The organism is Variovorax sp. P4_D9, assembly GCF_056401695.1.
In genome coordinates, this window is record NZ_JBFUIU010000124.1 from 1 (window position 1) to 15,940 (window position 15,940).

General features: G+C 67.6%; 16 protein-coding genes. 10 read left to right on the plus strand and 6 right to left on the minus strand.

Annotated elements, in window-relative coordinates:
• Positions 1-125: 125 nt before the first annotated feature.
• Both AC1DY5_RS15765 and AC1DY5_RS15770 read right to left on the minus strand, forming a co-directional pair.
• Entirely contained in the window at positions 126-911 is a 786-nt protein-coding gene (locus tag AC1DY5_RS15765) for an aspartate/glutamate racemase family protein (RefSeq protein WP_478112755.1), read from the minus strand.
• Positions 912-930: 19 nt separating this feature from the next.
• Entirely contained in the window at positions 931-1,815 is an 885-nt protein-coding gene (locus tag AC1DY5_RS15770) for a transporter substrate-binding domain-containing protein (protein WP_478112757.1), read from the minus strand.
• Between the two features lie 210 nt (positions 1,816-2,025).
• Here AC1DY5_RS15770 and AC1DY5_RS15775 point away from each other — a divergent pair, with 210 nt between their 5' ends.
• The 6 genes from AC1DY5_RS15775 to AC1DY5_RS15800 all read left to right on the plus strand — a co-directional run bounded on the left by AC1DY5_RS15775 (position 2,026) and on the right by AC1DY5_RS15800 (position 8,895).
• Positions 2,026-3,255 (plus strand): D-amino acid dehydrogenase, encoded by a 1,230-nt coding sequence (locus AC1DY5_RS15775; RefSeq protein ID WP_478112759.1) that lies wholly within the window; start codon positions 2,026-2,028, stop codon positions 3,253-3,255.
• A gap of 35 nt (positions 3,256-3,290) precedes the next feature.
• Positions 3,291-5,591: an NADP-dependent malic enzyme gene (locus tag AC1DY5_RS15780; protein ID WP_478112761.1), complete on the plus strand. Its 2,301-nt coding sequence runs from the start codon at positions 3,291-3,293 to the stop codon at positions 5,589-5,591.
• Between the two features lie 205 nt (positions 5,592-5,796).
• The gene (locus tag AC1DY5_RS15785) at positions 5,797-6,825 is read left to right on the plus strand and encodes an ABC transporter substrate-binding protein (protein WP_478112763.1); all 1,029 of its coding nucleotides are present in this window, start codon (positions 5,797-5,799) and stop codon (positions 6,823-6,825) included.
• Entirely contained in the window at positions 6,825-7,676 is an 852-nt protein-coding gene (locus AC1DY5_RS15790) for an ABC transporter ATP-binding protein (protein ID WP_478112765.1), read from the plus strand. The genes AC1DY5_RS15785 and AC1DY5_RS15790 overlap by 1 nt, the downstream gene beginning before the upstream one ends.
• A gap of 7 nt (positions 7,677-7,683) precedes the next feature.
• The gene (locus AC1DY5_RS15795; RefSeq protein WP_286369269.1) at positions 7,684-8,454 is read left to right on the plus strand and encodes an ABC transporter permease; all 771 of its coding nucleotides are present in this window, start codon (positions 7,684-7,686) and stop codon (positions 8,452-8,454) included.
• A 126-nt stretch (positions 8,455-8,580) separates the two neighbouring features.
• Positions 8,581-8,895: an EthD family reductase gene (locus AC1DY5_RS15800; protein WP_478112768.1), complete on the plus strand. Its 315-nt coding sequence runs from the start codon at positions 8,581-8,583 to the stop codon at positions 8,893-8,895.
• Positions 8,896-8,908: 13 nt separating this feature from the next.
• Here the strand turns inward: AC1DY5_RS15800 and AC1DY5_RS15805 are convergent, their stop codons facing one another.
• Together AC1DY5_RS15805 and AC1DY5_RS15810 are read right to left on the minus strand one after the other, a co-directional pair.
• The gene (locus AC1DY5_RS15805) at positions 8,909-9,307 is read right to left on the minus strand and encodes an OsmC family protein (RefSeq protein WP_478112770.1); all 399 of its coding nucleotides are present in this window, start codon (positions 9,305-9,307) and stop codon (positions 8,909-8,911) included.
• A gap of 44 nt (positions 9,308-9,351) precedes the next feature.
• Positions 9,352-10,425, minus strand: a complete 1,074-nt coding sequence (locus AC1DY5_RS15810; protein WP_478112772.1) for an aromatic ring-hydroxylating dioxygenase subunit alpha — start codon at positions 10,423-10,425, stop codon at positions 9,352-9,354.
• Positions 10,426-10,702: 277 nt separating this feature from the next.
• Here AC1DY5_RS15810 and AC1DY5_RS15815 point away from each other — a divergent pair, with 277 nt between their 5' ends.
• From AC1DY5_RS15815 to AC1DY5_RS15830, 4 genes are all read left to right on the plus strand, one after another.
• Positions 10,703-11,731, plus strand: coding sequence for an ABC transporter substrate-binding protein (locus tag AC1DY5_RS15815; RefSeq protein WP_478112774.1), 1,029 nt, complete (start codon positions 10,703-10,705; stop codon positions 11,729-11,731).
• Positions 11,728-12,249: a nucleoside deaminase gene (locus AC1DY5_RS15820; protein ID WP_478112776.1), complete on the plus strand. Its 522-nt coding sequence runs from the start codon at positions 11,728-11,730 to the stop codon at positions 12,247-12,249. The genes AC1DY5_RS15815 and AC1DY5_RS15820 overlap by 4 nt, the downstream gene beginning before the upstream one ends.
• A gap of 32 nt (positions 12,250-12,281) precedes the next feature.
• The gene (locus tag AC1DY5_RS15825; protein ID WP_478112778.1) at positions 12,282-13,112 is read left to right on the plus strand and encodes an urease accessory protein UreD; all 831 of its coding nucleotides are present in this window, start codon (positions 12,282-12,284) and stop codon (positions 13,110-13,112) included.
• Positions 13,113-13,173: 61 nt separating this feature from the next.
• The gene (locus AC1DY5_RS15830; protein WP_478112780.1) at positions 13,174-14,595 is read left to right on the plus strand and encodes an MFS transporter; all 1,422 of its coding nucleotides are present in this window, start codon (positions 13,174-13,176) and stop codon (positions 14,593-14,595) included.
• Here AC1DY5_RS15830 and AC1DY5_RS15835 read toward each other — a convergent pair.
• On the minus strand, positions 14,585-15,271 hold the full coding sequence (locus tag AC1DY5_RS15835) for a GntR family transcriptional regulator (RefSeq protein ID WP_478112782.1): 687 nt from the start codon (positions 15,269-15,271) through the stop codon (positions 14,585-14,587). The genes AC1DY5_RS15830 and AC1DY5_RS15835 overlap by 11 nt on opposite strands.
• A 71-nt stretch (positions 15,272-15,342) precedes the next feature.
• Positions 15,343-15,940: amidohydrolase family protein (locus AC1DY5_RS15840; protein WP_478112784.1), on the minus strand; the 598-nt coding region annotated here is incomplete at its 5' end.

Here is a 15,940-nt window from a genome sequence, read left to right on the forward strand (position 1 = left end):
GCGCAAGAGGGCAAAACAAAAGCCGTCCATCGGACGGCTTTCGGCGGAACGCGGCTGACGGTAGCGGCCAGGCCACTCCGTTGGCTTGGAACCAGGCCAGGGCAGCTTTGATCTTATCAACCGTGTCAAGGGGGATGCCCGCGCCCCTGCCGGCATGGCGACCCCACGCCGCTTGAATCAAAGTATGCACGGGACGCCAGCGCGAACGCCAGCACCCGCGCCGGATCCACCAGGTCCAGGCCCTGGAGTTCTGTCGCCCCCTGCAGCCCGAGCGGAATCTCGGTGCAGCCCATGACGATGGCGACCGGCCCGTGCCGTTGCGCCAGCTGCAACGCCACCCGGCTGAAACAGGACCGGGCCAATGCCAGGTCGCCGGCCTTGACGCCGTCGTAGATGCCGCGCATGAGCAGCCGCCGCTCGTCGTCCAGCGGCAGGTGGCAGTCGATGCCGGCGCTCGCCATCGCCTGCTTATAGAGGCCGACCCGGTAGGTGCCTTCGGTGGCCATCAGCGCGGCGCGGCGCACGCCTCGGGCCGCCAGGCTGGCCGACACTTCGCGCGCCACGTGCAGCACCTCGACCTGCGGAAAGCGTTCCTGCAGCGTCGCGTGCCAGGCGTGGGCGGTGTTGCAGGCGATCGCGACCGCGCGGCTGCCCAGGGCGGCCAGCCGGCCCAGTGCCTGCAGCATCGGCTCGAGCGGCTGGTGCGCACCCAGCGCCGCCGATTCGAGCGCGCCGCTGCGGTCGGGCACCGGCACCTGGGCCAGCCAGTGCTCGGGAAAGGCCTGGTCCGCCACCGCCTGGCCACGGGCTCGCAGCAGCAGCGCGCAGGCCTCGACGAACAGGCGCACGAAATCGGCCCCCGCTGCCGGGCCCATGCCGCCGAGGATGCCGACGGTCTGCGGCGTGCGCATGGGTTGCCGCCCTTCGCGTTCAGGTCGCCGGCTTGTCGTTCGGCGCCTGGATGTTCTCGCGCAACTGCGGGCTCATCGGCAGGTTCAGCGGCACGCCGCGGGGCGGAATCGGCTGCAGGAACCACTTTGTGTACATCTTCTCGAATTCGCCGCTCTTCATGAGGCCGATGAAGGTGTCGTCCACCAGCTTCTTGAAGGCCGGGTCGTCCTTGGCCAGCATGCAGGCGTAGGGCTCGACCTGCAGCGCGTCGCCGACGACCTCGAAGTCGGCCGGGTTCTTGGCATTGGCGATCAGGCCGAACAGCAGGATGTCGTCCATCGCGAAGGCCACCGCGCGGTCGCCCTCGACCAGCAGGAAGGCATCGGCGTGGTCCTTGCCGAGCACCAGGTCCATGTCGAGGTTCTTCTCGGCGTTGTACTTGCGCATGACCAGCGCGTTGGTGGTGCCGGTGGTGCTGGCCACGGTCTTCTTCGCTAGGTCCGCGTAGTTCTTGATCTTCGAGGACTTCTTCACCAGCAGCCGGGTGCCGGTGTAGAAGTGGTTGACCGCGAAGCTGACGTCCTTGGCGCGGGCCGTGTTGTTGGTGGTCGAGCCGCATTCCAGGTCGATGGTGCCGTTGGCGATCAGCGGGATCCGGTTCTGCGAGGTCACCGGCATCAGCGCCACTTCGAGGTTGGGCTTGTTGAGCTTCTTCTTGACTGCATCGGCCACCGCATTGGACAGTTCGACCGAGAAGCCGATCGGCTTGTTCGGACCGTCGAGGTAGCTGAAAGGCACGGAAGACTCGCGGTAGGCCAGCGTGATCTTGCCGGTCTCGGCGATCTTGGCCAGGGTGTCGGCGGCTTGGGCACCCGTGGTGGCGGCGGCGAGCAGAACCGCTGCCATCGATGCGGAGAATTTCATGCGAGCGCTTTCGGCTGGTTGAAGGTCAGCGAGTGTAGGAATCAATCGGCTGCCGATCACAATTCCTTTTGCGCCGTCGCCCATGACCAAAAGTTATGGGGCAGCCATGCCATGCGCTTTGGCTATGGGCTGCGGCGCTTTTGGCATTTCCCGGCACGGCGCCACGGGCCTAGAGTCGATCCCTCCAAGGAACTGCGAGAGGAAAGCGTCATGCACGTCTGCGTGCTGGGGGCCGGCATCGTCGGCTTGGCCACCGCCTGGCAATTGAACCGCCAGGGTTTCCAGGTCAGCGTGATCGACCGCGCCACGCCCGGCGGCGGGGCCAGCGGCGGCAATGGCGCGCAGCTGAGCTACTCCTATGTGCAGCCGCTGGCCGACCCGTCGATCTGGAAGCAACTGCCCAAGCTGCTGCTCTCGCCTTCATCGCCGCTCAAGCTGCGTCCGCAACTCGACCCGCTGCAGTGGCGCTGGGCCCTGGCCTTCCTGAAGGCCTGCAATGCCCGCACCTCGCACGAGAGCACCGCCCGCCTGCTGGCGCTGGCGGCGCAGAGCCGCGCGGCCTTCGAGGTCATGCGCGCCGACGTCGCGCCCGATTGCGATTTCTCGGCCACCGGCAAGCTGGTGCTCTACCCCGGCGCGGCGTCGCTGGCGGGCGCCCAGCGGCAGCTGGAACTGCAGCGCGCCATGGGCAGCCGGCAGCGCCTGGTCACGGCCGACGAGTGCATCGCCATCGAGCCCGCGCTGGCGGGCTATCGCCCGCAGATCGCGGGCGCGATCCACACGCCGAGCGAATGCGCGGCCGACTGCCTCAAGGTCTGTACCGAGCTGGTGCGGGAGCTGAGCGCTCGCGGCGTTCGCTTCGAGCTCGACACCGAGATCCAAGACTTCGACGTCCGCGGCGGGCGGGTGGCCGCGGTCCGCACTGGCGCCGGCGACATCGAGGCCGATGCCTTCGTGATGGCACTGGGGACCGCCTCGCACCGGCTGGGTCGCCAGCTCGGCGCCTACCTGCCGGTCTACCCGCTCAAGGGCTACAGCATCACGGTCGAGGTCGATCCGGCCGCCGGCGCAGCGCCCCGGGTGAGCGTGACCGACAGCGCCCGCAAGGTGGTGTTCGCGCGCATCGGATCGCGCCTGCGCGTCGCCGGCATGGCCGAGCTAGTCGGGCATGACGCCAGCATCCCCGCGGGCCGCGTCGAGGCCTTGGCCGAGGCCACGCGCGCGCTGTTTCCGCAGGCCGGCCGGCTCGAGGCGCTACAACCCTGGACCGGCATGCGCCCGGCGACGCCGACCGGCGTGCCGATCGTCGGCCGGCTCGAAGGGGCGCCCTCCAACATGATCTTCAATACCGGGCACGGTGCGCTCGGGTTCACGCTGGCCTTCGGGTCGGCCGAACGGGTGGGCGAGGCCCTGGCCCCTGCCCAGGCCACTTTGGGGTAGCCTCTAGCCTGAGCCAAGACAGCAAGGAGACAAGAATGGCCAACACCCTTTCACCCGCCGAAGAAGCATTGCGCGATGCCGCACGGGAATACCACCGATCGCCCGTCAAGGGCAAGATCTCGATCTCGCCGACCAAACCGCTGCTGAACCAGCGCGACCTGTCGCTGGCGTACTCGCCCGGCGTTGCCTATCCCTGCCTCGACATCGAGGCCGACCCCACGCTCGCGGCCGAGTACACCTCGCGCGGCAACCTGGTCGGCGTGGTCACCAACGGCACCGCGGTGCTGGGCCTGGGCAACATCGGGCCGCTGGCCAGCAAACCGGTGATGGAAGGCAAGGGCTGCCTGTTCAAGAAGTTCGCCGGCATCGACGTCTTCGACATCGAATTGGCCGAGAACGACCCCGACAAGCTGGTCGACATTATCGCCGCGCTCGAGCCCACGCTGGGCGGCATCAACCTCGAGGACATCAAGGCGCCCGAGTGCTTCTACATCGAGAAGAAGCTGCGCGAGCGCATGAACATACCGGTGTTCCACGATGACCAGCACGGCACCGCGATCATCTCGGCCGCCGCACTGATCAACGGCCTGGAACTGGTCGGCAAGAAGATCGAGGAGGTCAAGATCGCGGTCTCGGGCGCCGGTGCCGCGGCGATCGCCTGCCTCGACGTCATGGTCGGGCTGGGCGCCAAGCGGGCCAACATCTACGCGGTCGACTCCAAGGGCCTGATCTACATCGGCCGGCCCGGCGGCTTCGACGATTCCAAGACCCGCTACGCCCAGAAGGACAGCGGCGACCGCACGCTCGCCGACGTCATGAAGAATGCCGACGTCTTCCTCGGCTGCTCGGCGCCCGGCGTGGTCACGCAGGACATGGTCAAGAGCATGGGCAGCCAGCCGATCATCCTGGCGCTGGCCAACCCCGAGCCCGAGATCCGGCCCGAACTGGCGAAGGCCGTGCGCCCCGACTGCATCATCGCCACCGGCCGTTCGGACTATCCGAACCAGGTCAACAACGTGCTGTGCTTCCCCTACATCTTCCGCGGCGCGCTCGACTGCGGCGCGAGCAAGATCACGGAAGAAATGAAGCTGGCCTGCGTGCACGAGATCGCCAGCCTCACCAAGGCCGACATCAGCGAAGAGGTCGCCACCGCCTACGCCGGCCAGGAACTGGCCTTCGGGCCCGATTACATCATTCCGAAGCCCTTCGACTCGCGGCTGATCCTGCGCATCGCGCCCGCGGTCGCCAAGGCCGCGCAGAACTCGGGCGTGGCGACCCGGCCGATCGAGGACCTCGACACCTATCGCCAGCATCTGACCCGCTTCGTCTACCAGACCGGCATGTTCATGCGGCCGGTGTTCAGCGCCGCCAAGCTGGCCACCGCCAAGCGCGTCGCCTACGCCGAAGGCGAGGATGACCGCGTGCTGCGCGCCGCCCAGCTGGCGGTCGACGAAGGCCTGGCCAAGCCGATCCTGGTCGGACGCCCGGCCGTGATCGAGGCCCGCATCAAGAAGGCCGGACTGCACATCAGCCTCGGCAAGGACGTCGAATGCGTCGACCCCGAGGACGATCCGCGCTTCCGCACCTACTGGGAAGCCTACCACCAGATCATGGGCCGGCGCGGCATCACGCCCGAGGCCTCGAAGGCAATGGTGCGGCGCTCCAACACCACCATCGCCTCGCTGATGCTGCACCTCGGCGACGCCGATGCGATGCTGTGCGGCCTAGTCGGCCGCTTCGACAGCCACCTGAAGATCCTGAACCAGGTGCTGGGCCTGAAGCGCGGCGCGCCGGGCTTCGCCACGCTCAACGCGCTGACGCTCGAAAAATACACGCTGTTCATCGCCGACACCAACGTCCACGAAGACCCGAGCGCCGAGACCCTGGCCAACATCGCGATGATGGCGGCCGACGAGGTGCGACGCTTCGGCCTGCCGCCCAAGGTCGCCTTCCTGTCGCACTCCAACTTCGGCTCGTCGGAGCGCGCCTCGGCGCGCAAGATGCACCTGGCGCGCGACCTGTTCGCCAAGATGGCGCCCGACGTCGAATGCGATGGCGAGATGCACGGCGACGCCGCGCTGTCGGAGGACGTGCGCCTCAAGGCGCTGCCCGAAACCTCGCTCACCGGTGAGGCCAACCTGCTGATCTGCCCGAACCTCGATGCCGCCAACATCCTCTTCAACGTGCTGAAGATGACCGGCGGCAACGGCGTCACGGTCGGCCCGATCCTGATGGGCGCACAGGGCTCGGCCCACATCCTGACGGCCTCCTCAACCGTGCGCCGGGTGGTCAACATGACCGCGCTGGCGGTGGCCGACGCGAATTCGCCGCGCTAGGCCGCGCCCGCCGCGCACCACGTTGGACGCCCCGCCGTGGTGCACGCGGCGGGGCGTTCGTCTGTTCGTCTCACTGCGCATCGGAAACTCACAGTTACCGCATGCACTCGCTTGGGTCGACCTGAAGGGTTCGCACCAAGTGCGTGCCGGCACCGTTTTTGCTTGAATCCTCGTGCATCCCTCCCCCATCACGGAACTCACCTGAATGAACAAGCGCCACCTGCTCCAGACCTTCCTCGCCGCCTCCGCGCTCAGCTTCGGGCTGGGCACTGCGCATGCGCAGACGACGCCGATCAAGTTCCAGCTGGACTGGCGCTTCGAGGGACCCGGGGCCTTCTTCACGCACCCGGCCGCCAAAGGCTACTTCAAGGCCAACGGCCTCGACGTCACGGTCGACGCCGGCAACGGCTCAGGCGGCGCGGTCACGCGCGTGGCCTCGGGCGCCTATGACATGGGCTTCGCCGACCTGGCGGCGCTGATGGAGTTCCACGCCAACAACCCCGACAGTCCGAACAAGCCGGTCGCGGTCATGATGGTCTACAACAACACGCCGGCGTCGGTCATGGCGCTCAAGAAGAGCGGCATCGCCAAGCCCACCGACCTGAGCGGCAAGAAACTCGGCGCGCCGGTGTTCGACGCCGGCCGCCGCGCCTTCCCGATCTTCGCCAAGGCCAACAACATCGGCGCAGTCAACTGGACCGCGATGGACCCGACCCTGCGCGAAACGATGCTGCTGCGCGGCGACATCGACGCCATCACGGGCTTCACTTTCACCTCGCTGCTGAACCTGGAGTCGCGCGGCGCCAAGGCGGCCGACATCGTGATCCTGCCCTACCCCGAATATGGCGTGAAGCTGTATGGCAACGCGATCATCGCCTCGCCCAAGCTGATCAAAGAGAACCCGGCGGCGGTCAAGGCCTTCCTTGCGGCCTTCACCAAGGGCGCCAAGGAAGTGATCGCCAATCCGGCGGTCGCGATCGAGTCGATCAAGGCCCGCGACGGCATCGTCAACAGCGAACTCGAGACGCGCCGCCTCAAGCTCGCGATCGACACCGTGGTCAACACGCCCGATGCCCGTGCCGAGGGCTTCGGCCAGGTCAACGCCGGCCGGCTGTCGCTGATGGCCTCGCAGGTGTCGGATGCCTTCGGGACCAAGACGCGCGTCAATCCGGATGCGGTGTGGAACGGTTCGCTGCTACCGCCCGCGGCCGAACTGAACATCCTCCGCAAGTAATGGCGGAGACCGACAACGCGTCCTTCGTCGATTTCCAGGACGTCTGGCTCGCCTACAACGAGGAACTGCTGCGCGCCAACCACTTCGCGGTCGAGGCGATCGACCTGAAGGTCAAGCGCGGCGAGTTCATCGCCATCGTCGGGCCTTCGKGCTGCGGCAAGTCGACCTTCATGAAGCTCTCCACGGGCCTGCGGATGCCCTCGATGGGCAAGATCCGGATCGACGGCGAGCCTGTGACCGGGCCGCTGAAAATCTCGGGCATGGCCTTCCAGGCGCCCTCGCTGCTGCCGTGGCGCACCACGGTCGACAACGTGCTGCTGCCGCTGGAGATCGTCGAGCCCTACCGCTCGACCTTCAAGGCCAGGCGCCGCGAGTACGTCGAGCGGGCCCGCAAGCTGCTGCAGAAGGTCGGCCTCGGCGGCTACGAGGACAAGTTCCCGTGGCAACTGTCGGGCGGCATGCAGCAGCGGGCCAGCATCTGCCGGGCACTGATCCACGAGCCCAAGATGCTGCTGCTCGACGAGCCGTTCGGCGCGCTCGACGCCTTCACGCGCGAGGAGCTCTGGTGCATCCTGCGCGACCTCTGGACCGAGCAGCAGTTCAACGTGATCCTGGTCACGCACGACCTGCGCGAGTCGGTATTTCTGGCCGACACGGTCTACGTGATGAGCAAGAGCCCGGGCCGCTTCGTCGTCAAGCGCGAGATCGAACTGCCGCGCCCGCGCGAGCTCGAGCTGACCTACACCAAGGAATTCACCGACATCGTGCTCGAGCTGCGCGGCCATATCGGCGCCATCCGCAGCAATGCGATCGCCGATGCCGCGAAGGCGCCGGCTGCGATCCCGCAGTAAGCCATCCATGAAGAACAACAAGCAAATCGAACGCTGGTCGCCCTGGCTGCTGCTGGTCGCGGTCATCGTGCTGTGGCAGATCATCTGCTCGGGCTTCGGCGTCTCGGAGTTCATCTTCCCGAGCCCCTGGCGCATCTGGACTCAGTTCTGGGAGTTCAAGGAAATCATCGCGGGCCACGCCTGGCGCACCTTCTGGGTCACGATGGCGGGCTTCGGCCTGGCGATCGTGGTCGGCGTGCTGCTCGGCTTCGTGATAGGCAGCTCGCGGCTCGCCTATGCGGCGATGTACCCGCTGATGACCGCCTTCAATGCGCTGCCGAAGGCGGCCTTCGTGCCGATCCTGGTGGTCTGGTTCGGCATCGGCGTCGGGCCGGCGATCCTCACGGCCTTCCTTATCAGCTTCTTCCCGATCATGGTCAACATCGCGACCGGACTGGCGACGCTGGAGCCCGAACTCGAGGACGTGCTGCGGGTGCTCGGCGCCAAGCGCTGGGACGTGCTCATGAAGATCGGCTTCCCACGCTCGATGCCCTACTTCTTCGCCTCGCTCAAGGTGGCGATCACGCTGGCCTTCGTCGGCACCACGGTGTCGGAGATGACCGCCGCCAACGAGGGCATCGGCTACCTGCTGATCTCGGCCGGCTCGTCGATGCAGATGGGGCTGGCCTTCGCCGGCCTGATGGTGGTGGGCGCGATGGCGATGGGCATGTACGAGCTGTTCAGCGCGGTCGAGAAGCACACCACGGGGTGGGCGCACCGGGGTTCGCAGGGGGAGTGAACCGGGCCGACGCCGGGCCGCCCCAAGGCGGCCCGCGGCCCCCTCGGGGGCAGCGACCCACACGCAGTGGGGGAGCGTGGGGGGCAAAATTCGCCTATCCTTGCCGGTTCTTCCAAGGAGACGAGCATGATCAAGGTCAGCGTGATGTACCCCAACACCCCCGGCGCGCGTTTCGACCACGCCTACTACCGCGACAAGCACATGCCGCTGCTCAAGAGCCGCATGGGCGACGCCTGCAAGTCCTACACCATCGACAAGGGCCTCGCTGGCGGCGCCCCTGAGGAGGCCGCGCCCTACGTGGGCATGTGCCATGTCTTCGCCGACTCGGTGGAATCCTTCCAGGCCGCCTTCGGTCCGCATGCGAAGGAGATCATGGCCGACATCTCGAACTACACCGACATCAAGCCGGTGATGCAGATCAGCGAAGTGGTGGTCGGCTGACCGGCCGCGCCGCTCAGACCAGGCGGGTCTCGATCTCCGTCTTGACCTCGGTCATCAGCCGGTGCACCGGGCACTTGCTCGCCACGCGAAGGAGATCTTCGCGCTGCGCTTCGGTCAGGTTGCCTGTGACGCGCAGCGACGTGCCCAGCCGATAGGTGCCCTTGCGTTCCTCGCTGTCGTCGCGGTCGACGATCACTTCGATCTCTTCCACCGGAATGCCTTTGCGCTGCGCGTAGACCAGCACGGTGAGCGCCTTGCAGGCGCCGAGCGATGCATCGTAGAGATCATGCGGCAAGGGCCCCTCATCCTTGCCGCCGAGATCCGGCGATGCATCGACCGGAAACTCGTGCGCGCGGATCTTGACGATGTGCCGGGTGCTGGCGATGCCGTCGCGGCGGACTGTGATGCTCATGAAAGTCTCCTGATGATCGGACGCAATGGTAGCGCCCGAATGCTTCAGGCAGCCTGCGCGTGCGGCACGGTCTGCATGCGATGTACTTCCGATTCGCGATGCTTCGCGAGCAATTGCATCAGGTGCTTGCGGATCAGCATGCCGGGCCGGTCCGACTCCATCGAATACTCGACGCCGCGCCGGCGCGTGTCGACCAGCGCATCGGGGTCGGTCGATTCGAGGATGTCCTTGTCCTCGCGCGTGATCTCCTCGTCGAAGTCGATCAGCATCTGCGCCGCGCAGTCGGCCTCGGTGTCATTGCGGAACAGCCATTGGCACAGCTGCATGCGGCCGTCATCGATCGGCGTGAAGCAGTTGATGATGATGTGGCGGATGCCCGAGGGGTACTCGATGTCGAGCCGGCGCGAAAACGGCAGGAAGTAGGCATTGCGCATGTGGCGCGTGGTGATCGGGTCGGTCACGCCGCTGATGGCGTGGAACCGGGCCGGGTTGACGGCCTCGATCACGGTCTCGGCGTAGAAGCCGCCATCGTTCTCGACCAATTCGTACTTGCTCGGCTTCGGGCTCGCGGCGACACCGAAGGTCGCGCGGTGAACGAAGCTGAAATGCGAGTTGTCGAAGGAGTTCTCGAGCGCGCGCATCGGGCTGGTCTGCCACGCCTCGTAGAACTGATGGATGGTGCGCCAGCCCTCGGCGCCGAACTCCGGAATCTCGGGAATCTCCGCGACCGGCTCCTCGAGCGCCACCCATGCGTAGCCGTAGCGCGCGCTGCAGTGGAAGGCCGTGGTCTTGTACTCGGGCGAGATCTTGCGGTCCGGCTCGTACTGCGGGATGCGGATCACCTGGCCGCTGCGGTCGTAGGTCCAGCCGTGGTAGCCGCACTGGATCGCGCCCTGCCGGCAGGCCTTGCCTTCGCCGTCAACGCACCAGCCCTTCGAGAGCTTGGCGGTGCGGTGGCAGCAGCGGTCGCGCAAGGCGGCGGGCTGGCCTTCGGCATCGAGGAACAGGACGATGTTCTCGCCGAGCAGCGTGAAGGGCTTCGGGCCTTGCTGGAGATCGGCCAGGGGCATGACGGCATGCCAGAACTTGCGGAAAACGGGTTGCTGCGTGACGAGCATGAAAAAAGACTCCTTCGGTTGCGTGGGGACCCACGTGAAAGAGCAATTTCCCGCCCCGCGACAGTGCGCGAGAGCTGAACGCTTCTACTCTGCGCCGAATCTCATGCAAATTGCGGGCCTGCCGCGGCTGGCATGCCTCCTGCATGGCAGCAGGCAAGAGTAGAAGCGTTCAGCAGCGCACGCACCCCGTTCGTGCGCCGCCCGGAAATTGCTCTTGAAGTGCCTCGCCGACCCATGGCGCGGTGTTCAAGACCCACGAATTCCGGAGATCGATTTCATGCAACGCCGCAACTTCATCACCACGGGCGCCGCCTGCGCCGCCGCCCTCGCAGCTCCTGCCATCTTCGCGCAGGGAAGCAAGCCGAGGCCGCTCAAGTTCACGCTGGACTTCCGCATCAACGGCCAGACCGCGCCCTTCTTCCTGGCCGAGAGCAAGGGCTACTACAAGGACGAAGGGCTGGATGTCACGATCGACACCGGCGCCGGCTCGGTGGCTTCCATTACGCGCATCGCGAGCGGCGTCTACCAGCTGGGCCTCGGCGACGTCAGTTCGCTGGTCGAATTCAATGCGCAGAACCCGGGCACCCCGATGGTGCAGGCGGTCTACCAGTACTACAACCGCGCACCGTTCGTGATCATCGGCCGCAAGGACYGCGGCATCAGCGCCGACTTCAGGAGCCTGCAGGGCAAGAAGGTCGCGGCTGCGGCGGTCGAATCGACTCGCCGCGCCTGGCCGATGGTGGCGCGCAAGCAAGGCATGAAGGCCGACGCCTTCCAGTGGCAGACCACCGACTTCAGCGCCCGCGACAACGTGATGGTGCGCGGCGACGTCGATGCCGCCACCTACTTCCACGACTCGGCGATCTCGCTGTTCGCGCGCATGAAGTCCGACGAGCTCTCGGTGCTCAAGTACTCGGATGCCGGCGTCAATCTGTACGGCAACGCGATCCTGGCCAGCAGCAACCTGATCGCCCAGAACCCCAAGGCGGTGGCGGCCTTCCTGCGCGCGACCAACCGGGCGATCGTCGAGACCTTYGCCAACCCGGCCCCCAGCATCGCGGCCATGCGCCAGCGCGAACCGATCCTCGACCCGAAGATCGAGCTCGACCGATGGGCCATCACCGCGCAATACGTCGGCGCCGACGACACCCGCGGGCATGGCCTCGGCGAAATCCGCAAGCTGCTGCTCGAGCAGCAGGTGGACGAGGTGGCCGAGCTGTTCGGCCTCAAGACCAGGCCGTCGGCCGACGCGATCTTCAACAGCTCGATGCTGCCGGCGCGCAAAGAACGTAGCATCCACGCATGAGTTCACTGGAATCCGACAACTTTCCCTCTGAACAAGGACTCGACGAGCGCGACGGCCGCTACCTGCGCAAGGCCATCGTCTGGTCGCACGCAGGACGCCGGCGCGGCAACCGTCCCTTCGGCGCGGTGGTGGTCTCGGCCGAGGGCGAGGTGCTGGCCGAGGCCTACTGCAACAGCACCGAGACCGGCGATGTCACGGGCCACGCCGAGACCAACGCGATCCGCATGCTCGGGACGCGCAAGCTGTCGCGCGAAGAGCTTGCGGGCGCCACGATCTACGCCTCGGGCGAGCCCTGCGTGATGTGCGCCGGCGCGATCTTCTGGTCTAACATCGGCCGCGTGATCTTCGGCATCGATGCTCAACGGCTGCGCGTGTTCCGCGGCGAGCGCGGCGACCAGCGCGATGCCGAGCTGTCCTGCCGCGACGTGTTTCGCGCCTCGTCGCATCCGATCGAGTGCATCGGCCCGGCGCTGGTCGACGAAGCCGGCGCCGCGCACGTGGGCGCCTGGAAGTCCTGAGCGGCAGGCGCCGGAGTCCCTACACTTCCCGCATGCCCTGGCACGCAAGACTCGACCTCGACTATCGATCCGAAAATCGCCGCAGYGTCGCGCGCTTCCGCCACGACGGCCCGCTGCGCATCCTGCAGAGCCTCTACCCCGAGGGCGATTCGGTCTGCCACAACGTGCTGGTGCATCCGCCGGGCGGACTGGTCGGCGGCGACACGCTGGAGATCCGCGTGGGCGCGGCCTCCGGCAGCCATGGGCTCATCACCACGCCCGGCGCCTCGCGCTTCTACCGCTCGGACGGCGAGCTCGCGCTGCAGCGCACCGAGCTGCGGGTCGAGGCCGGTGCCCGCCTCGAATGGCTGCCGCTCGAGGCGATCTGCTTCAGTGGCTGCCGGGCCGAGAACCGGCTGACCCTGCGCCTCGACGAAGGTGCCGAGCTGATCGGCTGGGACGTCACCGCGCTGGGCCTGCCGAACGCCGGCAAGCCTTTCGAGCTCGGCACGCTGCAGCAGCACATCGAGGTGCCAGGCGTCTGGCTGGAGCGCGGGCGCATCGATGCCAAGGACCGGCGGCTGCTGCAGAGCCCGCTCGGACTTGCGGGCCAGCGCTGCCTGGCGTCGATCTTCTTCGTCGCCGGCTCGCCCATAGCGCGCGCGCGGCGCGATGCGGCGCTCGACGCCGCCCGCTCGCTGATCGAGGCGCACGAACTGCACGAGAGCGCCGGCGCCACCAGCCCCCATGTGGAGATCATCGTGCTGCGCGCCCTGGCGCCGGTGGTTGAGCCGGCGATGCGGCTGCTGCGCCAGGTCTGGAAGGCCTGGCGCGCCGAACTCTGGAACATGACCAGCGAGCCACCGCGGATCTGGTCGATGTAGGCCGCAGATCGGGTGCTCGTCCGACGAGAGCGCCCCGCGGCGCTCCCTAGACTGGGCGGCGATGACCCGCACAGACATCCCGGCTCGACTTGACCGATTGCCCTGGTCGCGCTGGCACTGGCGCGTGGTGATTGCGCTGGGCGTGGCCTGGGTGCTCGACGGCCTCGAGGTGACGCTGGTCGGCTCGATCGGCGGCGTGCTCGAACGGCCCGATACGCTGGGATTGACCGCTGCCCAGGTCGGTGGCTCGGGCTCGCTCTACGTCGGCGGCGCCGTGATCGGCGCACTGGTGTTCGGCCGCCTGGCCGACCGCCTGGGGCGCAAGAGGCTGTTCCTGATTACCCTGGCGGTCTACGCCGCGGCGACGCTGGCCACGGCCTTCTCGCCGAACTTCGCCTTCTTCGCGCTGTGCCGCTTCGCCACCGGGCTCGGCATCGGCGGCGAATATGCGGCGATCAACTCGGCCATCGACGAACTGATCCCGGCACGGGTGCGCGGCCGCGTCAACCTCGCGATCAACGGCAGCTTCTGGGTCGGCGCCGCACTGGGCGCCGGGCTGAGCCTGTGGCTGCTGGACCCGCAAGTGCTCGGCCCGGTATGGGGCTGGCGCGCCGCCTTCGCGCTCGGCGCACTGCTCGCGGTGGCCATCCTGCTGGTGCGGCGCAACGTGCCCGAGAGCCCGCGCTGGCTGATCTCGCACGGCCGCACCGAGGAAGCCGAGCGCATCGTGCGGCAGATCGAAGCCCAGGTGGGCGAACAGCACGGAGCGCTGGCGCCGCCGATCGGCCACCTGAGCTTCGAAGCCCGGGCCCGCCCCGGCTGGCGCGAGGTCGCCCACGTGCTGCTGCGGCGCTACCCGCAGCGCAGTGCGGTGGCACTGGCCTTGATGATCTCGCAGGCCTTCTTCTACAACGCGATCTTCTTCACCTATGCGCTGGTGCTGACCCGCTTCCACGGCGTGCCCGCGGAAAGAGTCGCGCTCTACATCTTTCCGTTCGCGCTCGGCAACGTGCTGGGGCCGCTGTTGCTCGGCCCGCTGTTCGACCACGTGGGCCGGCGCCGCATGATCGCCCTCACCTATGTGCTGTCAGGCGTCGGCCTGGCGCTGACCGGCTGGGCCTTCATGCAGGGCTGGCTCGACGCCCGCAGCCAGGCGCTCTGCTGGTCGGCGGTGTTCTTTCTGGCCTCGGCGGCGGCCAGCTCGGCCTACCTCACCGTCAGCGAGGTGTTCCCTCTCGAGATGCGCGCGGTCGCGATCTCGATCTTCTACGCGGTGGGCACCGGCGCCGGCGGCTTCGTGGCGCCGGTGCTGTTCGGCGCGCTGATCGAGACCGGCAGCCGCGGCGCGGTCGCCATCGGCTACGCCATCGGCGCCGCGCTGGTCATCTTCGCCGGCTTGATGGCCCTGCGCTACGCGGTGAACGCGGAGCGCAGGCCGCTCGAGGAGGTGGCGCCGCCGCTCGGCGCGGACCTCACTCGATGATGGCGCGCTTGACGTCTTCCTGGAGGCTGCGCAGATGCTCGCGCATCGCGGCCCGCGCGCGCTCGGGGTCGCGCGCGCGCAGGGCCTGGATGATCTCGCCGTGCTCGTCGTGGTTCTCGCGCTGGCGGTGCAGTGGGCTGTGCAGGCGGAACAGCCGCGCATTGACGCGCAGTTCCTCGACCAGCCGCGGGAAGACCACGTTGCCGCTGGCGGTCGAGATCAGCTGATGGAAGCGGTCGTCGAAATGCCAGTGCTCGGTCTCGTCGTGCTCGCCGCTGTCGAGGGTCTTGAGGTCGGCTTCGAGCGCATCGATCTCGGCGTCGGTGATCTTGCCGCAGGCCTGCGCGATGGCCTCGCACTCGATCACCTCGCGGGCCCGCATGCAGTCGAAGTACTCCTTGGTGCCAAGCGCGCGCACCGCGTAAGAGCGCGCGTCGCGCCGCACCAGCAGGCCCTCGCCCGCCAGCCGCACCAGCGCCTCGCGCATCGGCGTGCGCGAGATCCGCAGGTCGTCCGCCAGCCGGCCCTCCTGCAGCGGACTGCCGGGAGAGATCTTGCGGTCGAGGATCAGCGTGCGCAGGCTCGCGTAGGCCTGCTCGGCCAGGCTGGCTGAGCGCACCTCGAGCGGCGCGATGGTGATGGTGGCGGGTTGCGCGGGGCTGGGAAGGCTTGGCATGCGGAGATGGACGGTTTCCACGAAGGGACGGGGAAAAGCTTAGCAGGCCGATGCGGCGGGATGCGAAAAGCTCACAGCCATTTGTCGAGCGGGCTCGCCGCGTTGGGCTTGAGCGGCCGCAGACAGGGCTGGAAATGGCCTGAGCCGGCCGCCGCCGAGAACACGCCGTCCTGCCAGACCACCCGGCCCCTCGACACCGTGACGCCCGGCCAGGCGCGCAACTTCATGCCCTCGTAGGGCGTGTAGTCGGCGGCATGGTGGAGCATGTCGCTGGCGATGACCTTTTCATGGCCTTCGTCGAAGACGTCCCAGACCACGAAGTCGGCGTCGCCGCCGACCGCGATCGTGCCCTTCTTCGGATACAGGCCGTAGAGCCGCGCCGGATTGGTGGCCGTGAGTTCGACGAAGCGGTGGATGTCGATGCGCCCCTTCAGCACGCCTTCGCTCATCAGCAGCGGCAGCCGCGTCTCGACGCCCGGAATGCCGTTCGGGATGCGGTCGAAGGAGGCATCGTCCCCCGCCACGCGCTTGCCGTCGCTGCCGTGGATATTGAACGGTGCGTGGTCGGACGAGAAGATCGTGAACAGCCCGCTCGCGAGGCCATTCCAGATGAACTGCTGGTTGGCCTTGTCGCGCGGCGGCGGGCTGCAGATGCAGCGCGCGTCGTGC